Raw genomic sequence first — 17,821 nt, forward strand, 5'->3', positions numbered from 1 at the left:
AAGATGAGACTGCATACTTTAGCACAGTAACCAACTAAATATTCAGACATTCAATAATAAAGGGTATGTGAAAACGTATCCTTTTTTCTTTCATCGAAAATTCGATACGATTCAAAACCCTATTAAAGGCGACTCCGGTTGAGTCGCCTTTTTTTTCTCCTATAGGAGTATTTTACTCTTTATCGGAGCTGACTAAGCTCCTGTGCCATCTGACAAGTTTGTTCAAAAGGAATATCCTCGGCCACATAACTTTTCCATTCCTCCTGACTCAGGTCTCTTGGCAGCAACTGGCACATTTCACGTGCCATTTGTTCGGTTTTCGCTGGCCATTTTCGGATCAAATTATCCTTACAACCGGCCAGTAAGAAATCATCCTCCCCACTAAAGCCAATAGACCATACCCAGTCTTTATGATCGTCCAGAATAACCGGTTGATCTTTTGGGAAATCTAAGTCCCAAAGTCGCACCGTACGATCAAAACTTCCGGAAGCCAATCGGTTACCGGCCGTATTAAAACTCAGGTTATTCACCCGCGATTTATGCCCTCTGAATTCTTCGGCCACATGCATGCGTGCCCAATGATATAAATACACTACCCCATTCTCTGCTCCACAGGCCAATCGACTTCCTTTTTTATTCATCGCCAGGGTAATCATGGAGGTGTTTCGTTTGAATAACAAATTCTCTGAGGCGGAGGCCAACTCTACCCGATGCACTTCCCCGCGAGTATTCCCGGTAATCACCAACGGAAGCGTTGGGTGCATGGCCATGGTGTTGATCTTGCTTTCTTTTTTCAGTAGGAATTCCAGGGCTTTCTCCTGTATATTAAATTTATATAATTCTCCGGAAGAGGTCAGTACAGCCGCATAGCGATCATGATTTCCAAAATCAATTCTCCAGCTTTCATTGCCCTTTAATGGAATTTTCTCCGGTTCAAATCCATTTGTTAAATCGAAAAATAACAGATAAGGATAAGCACCTCCGGCTAATAAGTAGCGTCCATTTTCGGAAACTGCCATGGCTTGATGCACCAATTTCCGATCATCGAAAATCACTTCCGGCACCATCTCATATACACCACCTTTCCATTGTAAAATTTTTCCATCGGATCCGGCAGAGAAAATATCCTCCCGCGAACTGGTGGAACTAATCGCCCGAACGTTAAACTGGTGGCCTTCCAACACATTATAAGCCTCCGGCTTCAGACGTTTCAAGCCATAATATAATCCATTATAAATATCCGGATCAAACATCTTTCCGCCATTGTTGGCAAAGAAATTAAAGGCTTGTTGTGCCACCAATCCCTGGGTAGTACTATCTGAAATCTGTCTGGATTTAATGGCCATGGATCTCGCTACAGATAATAAACGTAATCTATAGGCTTTCTCTCCTTCCATCACTGCCAGCTGCTCGGCAATTTGTGCCTGCCGCCCCTTTTCTTCTGCTACACTTTGCTGTTCCTTGGCGAACTCACTTTGCTGAACCGCGCGCTCTGCTTCATATTGCGCAACCACCATGGCCGAATCGGCTTTCAGCGCCGACAATTTCGCCCGAATAGCAGACTGCTCGGCAGAGTCACGCTGTAACTCGGCTTCGGCGGACTTCACCGCTGCAATTCTTCTTTGTTGTTCTGCATAGAATAAAAACAGCAAGGCCACCACGATACCCATAAACAGCACCCCGGCCACGATGCGGGCGACCATCAGGCGTCGTTTCTGCTGCTTTTCCTTCAGCAATTGAAAACGTTCGTATTCCTGCTCACTATATTCCAAAAAGAGCATGGTCCGCTCATAAGCCTTATGGTAACGAACCCCCCAGGCCATCGTCGGTTTCTCCTGCTTTTTCCAGTTGACCGCCAAATCCAAATCCGGTGGTAACCATAATCCGGAACTGCCATTTTGGTGCATTTCCGCCGCTTCAGCCAATCGAAGATACATCTTCACCGATTCGGATTCTTCATCTACCCAAATGCGCAACATTTCCCAAATCCGCATCAGGCTCTCATGGGAAATATCCACCATCGTTTCGGACTCCAGCGGCTGAGCACTGGAAGGCATCAATAAAGTAGTCCCCGGTTTACGAAAAGCTTCCACCACCTCAATCACAGCGGATTCCGTCTCATTCAACACCTCGGCAATTTCATGAAGAGGCGTAGGTTTTCGAATCCCTCTACCCTCACCACGTTTCTCCGTAATGGTCTTGAACAAGCCCTGACAAACTTTTTGGCCATTCTCATCCAGGCTATTATAAACCTCATTGGCGTGTAGGGACATCGCCTGCTCCATGGTACCAATAGCACGATAGTGTTTCAATGAAATTTGTCCCTGCCCGCGGTTGACTTCCCTCCAATAATCAAAAGTACGCATCATTGCATGCTGCATGATCGGGAGATGGTCGCCCTTTTCGCCCATATGCTCCAGAACTTCCTCTACCACCTCGGGCGCCATATCTACACCAATATATTTCAGGGGTTGCTCAATGGCGCGTCGTCTTTCTTCCCGCGTCATTTGAGGAATCAAGAACTGACTTTTATTAATTTCCTGGGTAAGATTAGGAAATTGCGCGCAGTCACCCACAAAGTCAGAGCGGATGGTCAACACTGTATAAAGCGGATGCTCTTCTGCCTGCTGGCAATGCAATAGCATTTCCACAAAGAAGTAAGCTTCTTCTTCCTGATTCACCCGAAATCGGAATAATTCCTCAAACTGATCAATAAAAAGTAGAATGCGTTTGCCCGTTTTATCTTTCAACTTTTGCAGCACATCCCTCAAGCTGTCCTTATCATGCAGCAAGTTTTCCTCCAAGCCTTCAACGGAAACCTCCATTCCCTCCTGCTCCATCTTTTCAGCCAATAGCTGCGATAATGCCCTCACCGGATGGTCCCCAAAACGGTAATTCAAAATTAACCAGGCCTCTTCTCCCCCATGATCGGCCAAAAGTGTTGGAATGGCCCCACAATAGACAAAAGAAGACTTACCGATACCGGAGTTCCCCACGATGGAAACAAACTGGTGTTGCCATAATTTGCTGACCACCTCATCGGATTGATGTTCCCGTCCAAAAAACAGGTGGTGTTCATCCATATTAAATGGACGTAAACCGGGATAAGGATTGTAAAGCTCGCCTTGCTCTACCGCTGATTTTTGGTGTAAAATTTCCATTTAGGAATATCTTTATGCGTAAACTTCTGATTGAGAATTCAGGACTTCGGTCGTCCTGTTGATTAATAATAAGGTTAAAGCTTCATTGGCCATTAATTGCTGCACCAACTGAGCGGAAGGTATATAAAATAATCTTCCATCTGCCAAACCTTGTAATTGAGCAGGTAAATCGGGTGAGATGTTTTCAAAGGGTAAAAATAAATCTCCCTTTTCCAACGTCCACTTTTCTTCCCCTACGCTTAAGGCTACTGCACCATCCACCACCAAATACGCGCCTATCTCTTCGGACCTTCCAGCCCAAACTCCCGGCCCACTCACAATGGGGTATTCCCGCATAGCAGCGGCTAAAGGACGTAAATCCATACCACCAGCGGAACGAAAATATTGCGTAGACTGTAATAACTTAATTTTATCAAACTGGCTGAGGAAAGTTTGTTGATCTTCCTCCCCAAGCAATGCACGCCCGGCAAAATGAGGGTGACTCACAAATCGATCTGCCGAAAGCGTGAACAGCTCTTCATTAATGGATTTCAAACACTGAGCGGCTGTCTCGGCCAATAAGGCATCCGGGTTAATCAAATTCGCCAGATATAACTTTTCATTCTCCGGATCTTGTTTACCCTTCAATAATTGCATGGCCACCGCCTTGGTCCAACGATTAATAAATCGATAATCCCGTAATACCAGGGTGCGTAATAACTCCTCATAGGCCAATGGCTTCGTCAAATAAAAATCTTTCAATTTTTTTAACTTATCCTGAGGTTCACTTTTTCCCATCACTGGCAATAAGAGCACCTGCAATTCCTCATCCAGCAACCATTCTAATAACTCTAAAGCGTAAGAATGTTGCTCATAGACTTTACTGAACAAATTAATCCTTACCAGCGCAATGGACTGCGAATCAAAAATTAAGGCCAGCAGATTTAAGATTCTATTATAAGTAGAATAGATTTCTTCATCCATTGCTTCAGCCAAAGCTTTATCGCCTTTGGCATTTTGAATATCCTCTATGGCCTGAAAATTCCAAAGCGCCACCTGAACATATTCCATAATTTCCCGACGGATTTTCAGGTGTTTCCCTTTTGATAAATTCGTTTTAGACTCTACCAGCTTTTCCAATGCACGTAAGGCTACTGCAGGCTGCGGGTACTCCAGGAGTTCCAATAATTCATCTATGGCTTCTTCTGATTTTAAAGCACCATAAATCCCTACAATACCAATTTTCACGGTTTCTTTCTGTCCGGGCATTTCAAAGAAAGACTTCAATACCCCCATCCAGTCCTGCGATGAAGCCGAAACCGTATGCGCAATAGTATGATGCAAACTTTCCTCTTCCAATAACTGCAGCAGCTGTCTTTGAACGGTAGTATCACTAATGCCCACGGCAGCCTCGGCGGCGGCCTTTCTTACCCAAAAATCATCATCCAGAAATAATTTAGGGAAAAACCGGTGTTGCTCTTCCTCTGAAGCCCTGGCCAGTAAATAGGCTCCCTTGCGTCTTTCATGTGGCAATTGACTATCCGACATCTGAAAACCAAAAAGTAAATGCTCACATTTATATTTAAAGCGCTCCAAGTCCTCTGTAACCACCTTCGTTTTCCATTGATATTCAGAAAAGGAAAAACGATCGGTATTCATTCTGGCAAGCAAATGAGGTAAAACCTCTATCATCGCTCGCCAGCGAAATTGCCCCAGTAATAAGCCCTCCAGCGGACCCTGATATTGTTCCTCTGCTTGTTTTCTTAAAAATTTCTCCCCTTCCAGATAATTATACTCTAATAGTAAATTCCCGAAAAACGGTGTCGGGAATTGTTCCAATTTCCGCAGAATAATGTCTTCCATGGATTCCGTAACGAGGGCACTTTTTGGAGCCTCCGGCTTATCCCTTTGAATGGCCTCTTTTAGCGCTTTTTGATATCTACTATATACCAATTTACTCATAATAAAAAGACCAACACATGGAATAAACATCAGTAAATGCGCTAAATATTCCTGAAAATATTCATGATCTTTCCACCAAAAAATATAGACTAAAGCCAGGCATCCCCCCAGCACCATCCCGATGCGATTGATCCTGTTCACATAATCCAAACGCAGCAAAGCATGATTGGTCAGGGTATAAATCTTTAATGAAGGCTGACTTAAACCCCAAAATATCAATTGACTTACAAAGAGATTAAATAAAATAAGCAGAAAGTATAACAGATGGGTAGGTTCGTTTGGATCTGCACCAAACTGCCAACCGATAGCAGCGGTAATACCCGCCAACACCACAAACAAACCTGCCGTAATATTAATGGGAAAAGCCACGCCAAAACGCCTGTTCAGGGAAGGTCTGGCGAAATATTCCATGACCAATTGCAGAGGCAAGGCCAGGGCCAACAAGCCATAAAATACGCGTAGTCCCAGATAATCATTCAAATATCGCTGAACAAAAATATCCCAGAAAACCCATTGAAAAACGATATATACGCTGAAAGAAAAGGCGACTAAAAGGATCAGTTTGCGAAAAAAACCTTGCTTTAACAGTCCCCATGCACTATGCTCTTCATTAAGGCGCATCAGGTTTTGACGAAAAGCACCAAAAGCAGGTACCTTGCCCCAATACACCCCTAAAATGATCAACATCCCGATTTGCCAGCCAAATGCTATGGTGTTTTGCTGACAAAAAACAAGCGCATCTTCTCCGAAAAAGGCCAATAAACCGAACAATAATGCGGCAAATAGCAATCGAATGACCGTAACGGGATTCCCCTCTTTGGCCAGCCGGGCATGATCGGTATACATTTCTCCCAGTTGCTCCGTAAGCATTTGATGCAACTGCCAAAATAAAGGACCAAATAAAGTATAGGGTAAATAATGAGTCCCTTCAATAAGAAGGGGAATATGATGAATTTCAGGTATTAATCCCCGATAAAACGCCGTTAATAAAAGAATCAAATATAAATGACATAACGGAAAGTTAAATCTATTCTGAATGAGAGAAAAAATATTGGTACCTACCCAAAAGAGCGGTATGGAGAGCCCTACATTTAATAGGATATCCTTGACCTCATACTGAAAAAATAACTCATAAAACCACTGCACCTCATAGAGCAAAAGCCCCAGGCTTAACAGCAACCCATAGGTGAGTAATTGTGATTTTTTTAAACTCATTTTCCTAAACAGATGTAATTCAGTATTTATTTTATATTCCTTTATTTCCCTATGCTCTTTCCTTTCTTCACCCATTCTCTTCTCACTCCTTTTTCCAGTAATGATTGAGATATTGTGGAGGCGCCTTCAAAAGTCTTAATCATCGCACAATAAGAAAATACATTGTTAATTTCCGCCCCGGTGAAAGGATATTTACGGATGATATCCCGAAGAAAATCCATGGACTCCAAAGCATAGTCACCACTAAAGGCCGCTTCATATAATTCATATTGGAGATCTTCTCCCGGAGGCTGAAAGCCAATAATGGATTGAAATCTTCGACTAAAAGCCACATCCAAATTGGACCTCAAATTCGTAGATAAAAACACCAAACCATTGAACTGCTCAATTCGCTGAAGCAAATAAGCCACTTCCTGGTTGGCATAGCGGTCCTGACCTCCCTGAGATTGCCCCCTTTTTCCGAATAAAGCATCTGCCTCATCAAAAAATAATATCCACGACTTTCCCTCTGCCTGCTTAAAGATAAATTCCAGATTTTTTTCCGTTTCCCCTACGTATTTACTCACCAAAGCCGAAAGGGCCACCCGATATACAGGTAAACCCAAGCGTTTTCCAATCACGGCTACTGCCATAGTCTTTCCCGTCCCGGAAGGCCCAAAAAATAAAGCACGGTAACCCCTACGCATTTTCTTGCGGACGTGCGGCTGATTCATTAAATCAGACTGCACCTTCCACCAAACCACAATTTCCTCTAATGCTTCTTCTGTTTCCGGAGCCAGGCGCAAATCACTCCACTCTTCTTCGGTCTCCAGTAAATCAGCGGCAAATGAGGCGGAACGTTCTGCACGAAAGGGCTGATTCAAAATCCACTCTGAATAAATTTCCTGAGAAAATTGAATAAGCCGGTGGCAGGCCGAATGCGATCCCTGGGAAATCTCCCAAATCCCTTTCTTTACCCATTCATGCTGGCTGGTGAACTTTCGCTTCAGCGCAATAAAATGTAAGGGTGAACCTTTTGAAATGAGAAACAACCATGTTTCCAGACTGGCTTGCTTTTCTCCTCTTCCATTATCTAAGAACTGAATACTATTAGGCGAAAAGCCCCCAAGACTATATTTGCCCAGCTTATCCAGTACCCAGGGCCTGAATTGCTGCAGCATTAAGCAGGCTAGTAGCAGTAAATCCTGAGAAAAAGCCTCCGCCTCCTGTCCTAATTTTGGACATAACAAGCCCTGCTTTTCCAAAACTGAAAAAGTATTTTCATCCTCAAAAAACTCGATCCTCTCCTTTTGCCCATTGGAGGATTCTTTCACCAGAAAAGAAAAGCTACGAATGAATTCTCTTTCTCCCCAGTCCAATAATGGCTCCCAAATATTCAATTATTTAGAATTTTATCCTTTACTGACAAATAAAACTATTCAAACACTCACTCGAACCTTAAATTACAAATTGTAAAAATAGGTACAGGCGAATATTCACCTTTTCAAAAGCATAGAAATCAGCAGCATACCTTTCCTAGACGTAGGCCAAAACTACTATCTGATAGAAAAATTTCTATTAACTGATTTCCTTAATGCAATAATTGGTAAGCCTATCAATAAGATGGGAAAGAGACTTGATTTATTGATTAAGTGAAATATTTTATCATAAATTTCAAATAACATGACAAGTTTCGTGACATTTTAAGACATATCAAAGATTTTTCCCGAATAATAATGCGCAGCACATCAATTTAAGCACTTATCCTTAAAGGCAGATTAAAACTACCCTTGATTCTCACTAAAACATTAATGTCGAAAATAGTAAAAGGTGAATAAGGCAATTAAAACAGATACAAATCGCGCAACTTTTACCTATTCCTATATTTTTTTTAGAATTTTCCTGAATTAATATTGATTATTAATAACGGACTTTATTTATTTGTAACGGATTTACAACATTTAGATTTTCATACTTTCCCCATTACTTTGAGCTTAACTTTAAAATTTTTGACTAAATAAATAATTGTCATTATGGTTCAAAGACTCGCAACACCAGGGGTATACATAGAGGAAAAAAGTGCCTTTGGTAATGCTGTAGTGGGTATTCCTACTGCTGTACCGGCTTTCATCGGGTACACTGAATTTGCACAGAGAGAAGGAAAATCTCTTGTACAAAAACCGACTCGTATTCGTTCCCTAACTGAATATCACAAGCTATTCGGTCAAGGTCCTAAAACTGCTTTCGCTATTCAGCCAGCAGAAGGAGACGATTTCGATGTAGTAGTTGGTGATAAAAAAATTGCAGCTAAGCCTGTAAAATCTTCCCGTTTCACTTTCTACGATTCACTACGTATGTTCTTCGCGAACGGCGGAAGTGACTGTTATATTGTTTCTGTTGGACAATATGCGAAAGAAGTAAGCAAAACTGTAAAAGCACCAGTTGGTAAAGACGGTAAAGACACCGGCAAAACCGTACAGGTGACTGAAATGGTTCCAAACCCAATCTTGAAAAAGAATTTGGAGGCCGGTATCACCAGCCTTATTGGGGAGGAAGAGCCAACAATTTTGGCGATTCCGGAAGCCGTTCAATTGGAAAAAGGAGATTGCTATGCATTACAACAAGCAATGTTGATGCACTGTGGTCACCAAATGAAAAACCGTTTCGCGGTATTGGACGTTTTCGAGGGCACTAAAGCGCGTACTTATGATGCACAAGATGTGATCACGCAATTCCGCGAAGGAGTTGGTGGAAACAACTTGAATTATGGTGCGGCTTATTACCCATGGATCAATGCCAGCATTGTTCAGGGTGATGAAATTGACTACACTTTCTTCCAGGATCAAGAAGCATTGAAACAACTATTGGTACAGGAAGCTGACGCCATCAGCGAAACGCCTAAAAAAGCGGCTGAATTGAAAGAGGAGATCAACAAAATCGGTGCTGCCGGTACTAATGTTGAGCAACTTAATCAAACTTTGATCACAGTTAGCCCTGCCTTCAAATCACTTCACGACAGCGTTCGCAAGCAATTGAACGTATTGGCTCCAGCGGCTGGTGCTGCCGGTGTAATGGCCATGGTGGACGGACAACGTGGTGTTTGGAAAGCCCCTGCCAATGTTGGATTCATGGGAGCGATTGAACCTACCGTTAAACTTACGCAGGAAGATCAGGAAGACCTAAACGTTACCGTAACTGGTAAGTCTGTTAATGCTTTGAGAACTTTCATTGGTGAAGGAACTACTGTTTGGGGAGCCAGAACATTGGATGGTAACAGCCGTGACTGGAGATACATTAACGTTCGCAGAACATTAATCTTCATTGAGCAGTCCATCAAATATGCCGCTAAAGCTTACGTTTACGAGCCTAACACTGCCAACACCTGGATTTTAATCAGAGGTATGATCAATTCATTCCTTAATGATCTATGGAAACAAGGTGGATTAGTTGGATTGAATCCGGCGGATGCCTATCAGGTAGACTTGGGCCTTGGTACCACCATGACTCAGGAAGATGTTTTAGATGGCATCATGAGAATTACGGTAAAAGTTGCAGTAAGCAGACCAGCTGAATTTATCGTATTGACTTTCCAACAAAAAATGCAGGAGAACTAATCTTGCACATTTAACTATTCATTAATTTTAAAATCTATATAGATCATGGCAAATGAACTTTGGCCAATCCCTAAGTTTCACTTCACCGTGGAATGGGAAGGTGGAGAATCCGGCTTTCAGGAAGTTTCCGGCCTGGAAATGGAATCTCAATTCATCGAATACCGTTCAGGTGATGACAGCACATTTATCACACAAAAAATCCCTGGATTAAAGAAACATGGAACGGTAACTTTGAAAAAAGGTACTTTCCGTGGTGATAACCAAATGTGGGATTGGTTCACCGACGTACAGACGAATCAAGATCGTAGAATGGACGTAACCATTAGCCTTTTGGATGAAGAAAATTCTCCGGTAATGGTTTGGACTGTTCGTAATGCTTTCCCAATCAAAATCACGGCAACGGATTTGAAAGCAGACGCAAACGAGGTGGCAGTAGAAACCATCGAGTTGGCACACGAAGGTATTGAACAAGAAGCTCAATAATATGTGGTCGGATCCTAACGTTGGATTCCACTTTATTGCCAAGGTAATTGATCCGGTAGGATCAATTACCCTTGGTCCTAAAATTGGTTTAGGGGAATCAGATGCAAAATTCAGTGAAATTTCCGGATTGGAAGTGGATCTTCAAACGGAAGAAATTTTAGAAGGAGGGGAAAATAGATTCACCTATCAGGCACCATCGAGCATAAAATATAGCCCGCTGGTGTTGAAGAGGGGAAAAACCAACCAAAATTCGGAGTTAGCCTCCTGGTGCTCCAGAACTTTTGAGAATGGTTTAATCAGAGTTGAACTAAAGCACATTGTCATCAGCCTCTTAAATGAGCACGGATTACCTGTTAATGCCTGGATCTGCGAACACGCATATCCAAAAAGCTGGAAAGTAAGTACCTTCAATTCCATGGAAAATAATATTGTATTTGAATCTATGGAGTTTGTATACCGAAAATTCCAGGTAATTCCCTTATTATAAATTACTATAGGAATGATTGAAATAAAAGAATTAAATGTCAGTGTGAGGTTTGGAGACAGTGGGGCAAAAGAACAAAAAACAGAAGGGGCTCCCAAAATGGCACCTATTCATGATATTGTCAATGCCTGTACTAAAAAAGTAATAAGGGAACTTAAGAAAAACCAAAACCGCTAAGCTATGGCTGCTAAATTGACATTTTATCCCGGCCCCAAAGGGAAGACAGATGCAAATATTACTTTTGAGGAAATTCTAAACAGAATTACCAAGAACCCTCTTGCCTTTGGATTTCTTTCAAGTGGTTTGGAGGTTCAGATAAATCCTTCTAAAATTACCTCTACTACCTCAAGGATTAAACCTCCTGCCGCGAATAAAACTGAAAAGGTTGAAACGGAAGAAAATTCAGAAGGGTTTTATGAGGAAATTAGTTTTGACCTGGTCCTGGATGATACCGGGGCGATACCTTCGGGCATATTATCATCCATCAATGATTTCATTGAAAAGTTTCACAACATTTGTGTTTCTAATGAATCCTTATTCTGCCCTCCTGTTAATATTAAATGGGGCAGTACGCTAGATTTTATAGGAGTATTGGAAACCTATTCGGTAAGTCATGAAATGTTTTCACATGATGGCACCCCTTTGAGATCCAAGTTATCAATGAAATTCAAAGGGAATTCTGAAAAAAAAACTGGAGTCAAAAAGGTCATCGATAAGACCCTGGATGCTGTAGTCAAAATCCAAAATGGAGAAAGTATCACGAATATTGTCATGCGGGAATTTGGTGATACCGCAAGAGTAGCGAAGGAAGCAGCCAAACTGGGAGCAGCCACAATAAGGAAAATCAATTAATAATTACAGAGGGGATGGAGCACCAATCACATCATTATCAAGAATGCCTTTTAAAGGTAAATGGGAAGGTAATAGACGGTATTGAAAAATACATTAATCAGGTTAATATATATAAAAATATTAATCAGCTTAATCGTGCCGAAATACTTATTAATAACCCCATTGATAATAATGAGCGAAAAATTAATTCGCTTTATGCAGATATGGCCATTGGTGACGAAATTGCCATTTCCTGTAAAGATATTAACGAAACTGTACTTTTTACCGGCCTGTTAATGGGCATTAACCATCAATACGCTAATGGTTCGGCATTTGTGACTTTAGATGTGATGGATAAGGCCGTACTACTTAAAGGAAAACGAAATAACCGGATTTTTTTAGAAAAAGGGGATGATGAAATCCTGCAGGAAATTGGGCAGGAAAATGGGATTGAAGTAAGTTTTGAGGGTAAAGCAACCCCTTTAGAGCAGGTATTACAATATCAAACGAGTGATTGGAATTTCATGCTGCAACGTGCCTATAATACGGCCGCCTTTTGCATCAATGAAGAAGGAGCAGTAAAATTTATTCAGGCCCATTCAGGCAAATTTGATGAACTCGAAATTGAACTTACAGATAAAACAGAATACAATTTAGCAGCAACTGCTACGCAACAGATAAAATCCAGTGTAGCCTATGGCTGGAGTGCGGATGATCAGGAAATGATCGAAAGTTCCGCGCCGGAAACCATCGCCCCTACCCACCCTTTTTTAAACGATAAAATTTGTGAGGTTTCAGGCGGGGAAGAATATATGGTTAGTAGTAATCAGCCGCATGCGGTGGAACAACTGGAATTGATTGCGGCTGCCCGGGAACAGCTGAGAAAGCTGGATCAGATAACAGGAACCATCACCATTCCGACCGAAGAAGCTCTCCCTATCGGACAAATGGTCAATTTTTCAGGAGAAAATCACGTGATCGCCGGAGAGATGTTCCTGGGAGGAATTGAATATGAATACACTGGCAATAAATGGTACACCCATTTACAAATCGGTTTACCGGAGCCATCTGAAAATTTAAAATTACCCGAATCTGCACCTACTTTTATAGGTATTGTAAAGACTTTGGAGGGAGATCCTCTGGGCCAGTACCGTATTTCAGTGACCCTTCCCGCTTTCCAGCAGGACGATTTCCCGGTATGGGCAAGATTATCCCAACAGTATGCTTCCGCTACGGCAGGAAGCTGGATATTACCTGAAATAAATGATGAGGTCATTTTGACTTTTCTGGATGGCAAAATGGAAAGCCCCATCATCATTGGTAGTGTGTATAATAAAGTGAATACACCTCCAGAGGACTTTGTACAAGAAGACACCAATTTTAAAAAAGGTTGGATAAGTCCGGAAAAATTAAAACTTATATTAGATGACGAATTAAAAACCATTACCATAGAAACACCTGCAGGTAATACCATTATTCTTGATGATGAAGAAAATGCCATTACTATCAGGGATGCCCATGGAAATGAAGGGATTTTTAATGAAGAAGGTATAAGTTTAAATTCCATAAAAGATATTAATTTAAATGCGGAGGCGGATATCAATCTCACCGCATCCGGAAATATAGTAAACACCGCTTCTGGAGATTTCTCTGCAGAAGGAATGAACATCAACCAAAAAGCCTCTTCTGCTTTTGCCGCAGAAGGTGCCAATGCGGAATTAAAAGGTTCAGGACAAACCGTCATTAAAGGAGGAATGGTCATGATTAATTAATTATGTCACTAGCAGCTAGAATATCGGATAATCATGTATGCCCCATGACTACCGGGACAGTACCCCATGTGGGCGGGCCCATTAGCATGGGAGAACCAACCGTACTTATTGAGGGAATGCCTGCCGCCCGTGCAGGAGATATGGCCATTTGCGTTGGCCCACCGGATACCATTGCCATGGGCTCCGGAACAGTTTTAATTGGAGGGAAACCTGCTGCCCGTATGGGAGATAGCACTGCTCATGGGGGCACTATCGCTGCCGGAGCGCCCACCGTAATGATAGGAGGATGATATGGATTTAGAATTAGGAACAGGTTGGCACTTTCCAACCACTTTTAATGAAGAGGAGAGTATCGAAATGGTGCATGGTAAGCAGGATATTCATCAAAGTTTGAGAATATTGCTGTCCACTAAACCCGGTGAACGTCCGATATTTTTTGATTATGGGTGTAATCTCCACCTACTCTTATTTGAATCAATAACTGAGGAATTAAAAGTACGCATATCAAGTACGGTTTCTAAAGCCATTGAACAATTCGAGAAAAGAATAACGGTTGACAAAGTATCGGTTGATGACAGTGAACAAGCTGATGGCAAGGTCAACATCATGATTGATTATACGATCAATAAAAGCCAGACAACGGGAAATTTTATTTTCCCTTATTATTTGGACTAATAAATTTAGGAAAACGATAAATGGAAATCCCATTCAAATATATCAATGAAGGAAGTGTACAGGCGGGAAGAAAATTCTCTGCACTGCATCCTGATTATGTAAAAATTGATGAATTAAAAAGTCAAGATCTTTTGGTGATCTTGTATGATTTTTCAAAATTCCTAACCTATTATAATCAAAAAGGTCAGGTTGATGGGGACTTTTCAAAAATTCTTCAAGACGAAATATTTATTATAGCTCAAATATTATCGCTGGATTTTGAGGAATTCAACAATCAATTTGCGGAGGCATATCTTAAATATAACAAGTTTAGCAGACCTGAAAAAAAGGCTAAATATCTGGCCATCTGCAAGGATATCATTTTTAAAAGTTTAAATACCATTAATTATTGGTATACTTTCCTAAAGAAGATTTACCCGGCATACAAGGAACACTCCAGAACTTTAAATGAAATCAGCTACCTGATTAATGAAAAGTTATCTCCTGTATGGCCGGATTCCAAAGCCCTGCTAGGAGAAGAATACACCTTAGAGGATTTCGCCACGATTTGGACACCAGAGGAAGATAAGGTTAAAAAAATAAATCATAGTCCACAGGAAATTTTTGGAGAAATAGCGGAAGCTTTACTTTATCTTAACCAGAAGGGGAAAGCACTGCTATCTCATAACTTAAGCCAAAACAATCACCAGCCACACATTAGTTTGTTGCTGGCATTCCTGGATTTATATAAAATCCCTCAACAGGAAATTAATAAATTAGGGCTTTTACACCTGAATCATTATTATAAAAACATCCTTAAACAGGCTCCATATAACTTTAAAGCGGATAAAACCTATTTACAATTCCAATTGGATGAGGGTGTTCCTGCCGTGGAGATAGAAGAAAACACCCCTTTCGTTGCAGGGGAAACAGCTGATGGCCAAAAACTAATTTATGAGGCGGATCATCACAGTGTAATCACCCAGGCAGAAGCCAAAAAAGCGGGTGTATATTACGCCAGTAAGCAACGAGGCATTTATAAGGGTAAAAATTTCGAAATAATTAAATCCTTATATGCCAAAGAATTTGAGGTACAGCCTTATTCAGAAAAGGAAAAAGAAGTACATGAAACTCAAATTCCACCCTTTGGTGAAGAGCAGGAAAGACAAAATGAGGTAAATTTCCTGATGGATGAAGGTACTTTGGGGCTCACCCTGGCTTCGCCTCTATTTTATCTTTCAGAAGGAAACCGTAATATCAATATCAAATTTCAGTTAACCGAGGCCACCTTTACCAGCTTCCGCAAACTGATCACCAAATTGAAAGCGGACGATAGCGAGAGCTTTGAAGTGCTATATGTCAAAACTTTCCTTGACCTTTTTGAAATATATATTACAAGTCCTAATGGCTGGTTCAATATCGAGGAAAAGAAAATTACCATTGATCAGGAAAAAAATATCTTAGGCGTCAACATCACGCTCAATGAAAATGAGCCGTCCTGGGCTGCTTACCAAAAAAATATACACCAGAAAAATGGCATAGAAAACACGCCACTACTTTATTTAAAGGTAAAGAATGACAACTATATTTATGGATATAGCTTACTACAGCCATTAGTATTTGCTTCTATCTTTATCAAGACAGATGTAAAATTATCCCAAAGTTTAACGGCCTATAATCAAATCGGCCAACTCAATACAGACGCTCCGTTTCAACCCTTTGGCCCTACGCCCAAAAAAGGTTCTTATTTGTTATTGGGGAATAATGAAATTTTCCAAAAAGCGATTGATACCCTGGATATTCAAATCAAATGGTATCAGATTCCTGAATTGGCCGACGGTATGTATGGACACTACCAGTCCTACCCGCTGGAATGGGACAATAGCACCTTTAAGGCGAAGGTATACTTATTACAGGAAGGAAAATGGAAACTTATTCCTGATGGCGAAAAGTTCCTTTTTCAAACCACCGACAGAAACCAGGAGAAACCTCAGGAAAAAGGGCCATTAAAACCAACAACATTTTGGAAATTTGGCAGGGTTTCGAATTTAGAAATCCCACATCATTTCCAAAACATCCATGAAAAAACCCAATTTGACAAATTAACCAAACGTGGGTTTATAAAAATTGAATTGGAAAATCCTTCAGAGGGTTTTGGGCATTTGGTATATCCTTCCGTACTAACGGAAGTAACTACCCACAATGCCAAAAGTAGTTTTTTCAGTAAAACGAAAGAAAAACCTGTACCCTTGGCGCCTTACACGCCACAGATTGAGAAAATCACCCTGAATTATTCCGCAAGCCAGGAAATTCATGGATTGGATGAAACCCAGATTAAGGGAAAAGAAGACCAGCATTTTGGAATGTATCACTTTCATCCTTTTGGATATGAAAAAATCTTCCCGAATGAAAAATCGCTGATCCCCTCTTTTTTACCCGCAATCGATTATGACGGCGCTTTCCATATCGGACTCGATAAAGTACATGCTCCTGAAACGGTGAACCTGTTTTTTGAGATGTCCGATGCTTCAACCGCCACATCCGAAGATATCCCCCCTACAATTGTGTGGAGTTATCTATCCAACAATGAATGGCATCAATTACCTTCAGGAGCGATTTTATTGGACACTACCAAAGGTTTCCTAAAATCGGGTATAATAAGATTATCCCTTCCTGAAAAAATCAAAAAGGGCAATACCATAATGGATGACCAATTGTACTGGTTACGAGCAAGTGCAAAAGGGAATATTCATGTTAGTTCGAAAATAAAAAAAATCAGTACACAATTCATCAGTGTAACTGCTTCTTCCTCTACAGATATTGGACAGAAATATGAGGATCAATACCTTCCGGAATATCAGATCAAGAGAGGAATGGTTCACTTTAAAGGGGTAAAAAAGATTCAACAGCCTTTGGCTTCTTATGGAGGAATCCCGGCAGAAAATCATGAAAATTTCACTTTCCGCATAGCAGAAAGATTACGACATAAAAAAAGAGCGATTACTTCCTGGGACTTTGAAAGATTGGTGTTGGAAAAATTCCATGAATTGAACCATGCCCACTGTCTTCAGAATTTAAGTACGAAGTCGGAAGATGTATCGAATTCGATACTGATGATCGTCAGTCCTAAAAGTAGTCACAAGGGACATCAGGAACGTATGGTGTCCAGCGAAATGCTTTATCAAATTAAGCAATTTCTGCAGGAATTGACCACCCCATTTTGTAATATTGAGGTAAGTAATCCTACTTATGAAAGAATAAAGATTCTAACAGCGGTAAGATTTAAATCAGGTCAAAATAACGGTTATTCAATTCAAAAATTGCAAACGGCAATTTCAGACTATATCAATGGGCCATATGCACAGGATAATCCCATAAATTTGGGCGGACATATCAATATTGCGGATGTATTAAGTTACTTAAGAACGCTTCCTTATGTAGCCCACATCACCCGATTCTCCATTGTGCAAACGGCACAAAAGTATAATGGGCAATTTACTTTAATTGATACCGCTAGAGAGGGAGAATCAAAAGATAGATTAAAGGCCACTAAACCATGGAGTATCCTCATTTCTGCTAAGCAACATCAAATTGAATTAATAGAAGAGGGTGAAGATATTAAAGCGGAACAAGCAGGTATATCTCATCTATCATTAGGTGATGATTTTATCATTGAAGATTAAAAAC

Annotated in this window: 12 protein-coding genes; 9 read left to right on the forward strand and 3 right to left on the reverse strand. The window is 41.0% G+C overall.

Annotated elements, in window-relative coordinates; translation table 11 throughout:
* Positions 1-179 precede the first annotated feature (179 nt).
* From AAA970_RS19650 to AAA970_RS19660, 3 genes are read right to left on the reverse strand one after another with little or no spacing between them, the layout of a single operon-like run.
* Positions 180-3,161: an nSTAND1 domain-containing NTPase gene (locus AAA970_RS19650; protein ID WP_338238601.1), complete on the reverse strand. Its 2,982-nt coding sequence runs from the start codon at positions 3,159-3,161 to the stop codon at positions 180-182.
* 12 nt (positions 3,162-3,173) lie between these two features.
* Positions 3,174-6,317 carry a hypothetical protein gene (locus AAA970_RS19655; RefSeq protein WP_338238602.1) on the reverse strand — a complete coding sequence of 1,048 codons (3,144 nt, stop codon included), beginning with the start codon at positions 6,315-6,317 and terminating at the stop codon, positions 3,174-3,176.
* A gap of 41 nt (positions 6,318-6,358) precedes the next feature.
* Entirely contained in the window at positions 6,359-7,696 is a 1,338-nt protein-coding gene (locus tag AAA970_RS19660; protein ID WP_338238603.1) for an ATP-binding protein, read from the reverse strand.
* A 633-nt stretch (positions 7,697-8,329) separates the two neighbouring features.
* Between AAA970_RS19660 and AAA970_RS19665 the strand changes: the two genes are divergently transcribed.
* From AAA970_RS19665 to AAA970_RS19705, 9 genes are read left to right on the forward strand one after another with little or no spacing between them, the layout of a single operon-like run.
* Positions 8,330-9,910: a phage tail sheath family protein gene (locus AAA970_RS19665; RefSeq protein ID WP_338238604.1), complete on the forward strand. Its 1,581-nt coding sequence runs from the start codon at positions 8,330-8,332 to the stop codon at positions 9,908-9,910.
* A 45-nt stretch (positions 9,911-9,955) separates the two neighbouring features.
* Positions 9,956-10,393 (forward strand): phage tail protein, encoded by a 438-nt coding sequence (locus AAA970_RS19670; RefSeq protein WP_060689287.1) that lies wholly within the window; start codon positions 9,956-9,958, stop codon positions 10,391-10,393.
* Positions 10,374-10,880, forward strand: a complete 507-nt coding sequence (locus tag AAA970_RS19675; protein ID WP_338238605.1) for a phage tail protein — start codon at positions 10,374-10,376, stop codon at positions 10,878-10,880. The genes AAA970_RS19670 and AAA970_RS19675 overlap by 20 nt, the downstream gene beginning before the upstream one ends.
* A 12-nt stretch (positions 10,881-10,892) precedes the next feature.
* A complete protein-coding gene (locus AAA970_RS19680) occupies positions 10,893-11,054 on the forward strand; it encodes a DUF5908 family protein (protein WP_338238606.1) in 162 nt (53 codons plus the stop codon).
* A 3-nt stretch (positions 11,055-11,057) separates the two neighbouring features.
* Entirely contained in the window at positions 11,058-11,729 is a 672-nt protein-coding gene (locus tag AAA970_RS19685; RefSeq protein ID WP_338238607.1) for a CIS tube protein, read from the forward strand.
* Between the two features lie 14 nt (positions 11,730-11,743).
* Entirely contained in the window at positions 11,744-13,480 is a 1,737-nt protein-coding gene (locus tag AAA970_RS19690; RefSeq protein ID WP_338238608.1) for a phage baseplate assembly protein V, read from the forward strand.
* A 2-nt stretch (positions 13,481-13,482) separates the two neighbouring features.
* Positions 13,483-13,770 (forward strand): PAAR domain-containing protein, encoded by a 288-nt coding sequence (locus tag AAA970_RS19695; RefSeq protein ID WP_338238609.1) that lies wholly within the window; start codon positions 13,483-13,485, stop codon positions 13,768-13,770.
* 1 nt (position 13,771) lies between these two features.
* On the forward strand, positions 13,772-14,155 hold the full coding sequence (locus AAA970_RS19700; protein ID WP_338238610.1) for a GPW/gp25 family protein: 384 nt from the start codon (positions 13,772-13,774) through the stop codon (positions 14,153-14,155).
* Positions 14,156-14,175: 20 nt separating this feature from the next.
* The gene (locus AAA970_RS19705) at positions 14,176-17,817 is read left to right on the forward strand and encodes a hypothetical protein (protein WP_338238611.1); all 3,642 of its coding nucleotides are present in this window, start codon (positions 14,176-14,178) and stop codon (positions 17,815-17,817) included.
* Positions 17,818-17,821 lie beyond the last annotated feature (4 nt).

The sequence above is a fragment of the Persicobacter diffluens genome (genome assembly GCF_036244895.1).
Lineage (GTDB): Bacteria > Bacteroidota > Bacteroidia > Cytophagales > Cyclobacteriaceae > Persicobacter > Persicobacter diffluens.

Excerpts from the sequence above, each read along its gene's own strand:
- AAA970_RS19685 (WP_338238607.1), top strand. The coding sequence starts at position 11,058 with ATGGCTGCTAAATTGACATTTTATCCCGGCCCCAAAGGGAAGACAGAT.
- AAA970_RS19670 (WP_060689287.1), top strand. The coding sequence starts at position 9,956 with ATGGCAAATGAACTTTGGCCAATCCCTAAGTTTCACTTCACCGTGGAA.
- AAA970_RS19650 (WP_338238601.1), bottom strand. The coding sequence starts at position 3,161 with ATGGAAATTTTACACCAAAAATCAGCGGTAGAGCAAGGCGAGCTTTAC.
- AAA970_RS19695 (WP_338238609.1), top strand. The coding sequence starts at position 13,483 with ATGTCACTAGCAGCTAGAATATCGGATAATCATGTATGCCCCATGACT.
- AAA970_RS19700 (WP_338238610.1), top strand. The coding sequence starts at position 13,772 with ATGGATTTAGAATTAGGAACAGGTTGGCACTTTCCAACCACTTTTAAT.
- AAA970_RS19690 (WP_338238608.1), top strand. The coding sequence starts at position 11,744 with ATGGAGCACCAATCACATCATTATCAAGAATGCCTTTTAAAGGTAAAT.
- AAA970_RS19665 (WP_338238604.1), top strand. The coding sequence starts at position 8,330 with ATGGTTCAAAGACTCGCAACACCAGGGGTATACATAGAGGAAAAAAGT.
- AAA970_RS19680 (WP_338238606.1), top strand. The coding sequence starts at position 10,893 with ATGATTGAAATAAAAGAATTAAATGTCAGTGTGAGGTTTGGAGACAGT.
- AAA970_RS19705 (WP_338238611.1), top strand. The coding sequence starts at position 14,176 with ATGGAAATCCCATTCAAATATATCAATGAAGGAAGTGTACAGGCGGGA.
- AAA970_RS19655 (WP_338238602.1), bottom strand. The coding sequence starts at position 6,317 with ATGAGTTTAAAAAAATCACAATTACTCACCTATGGGTTGCTGTTAAGC.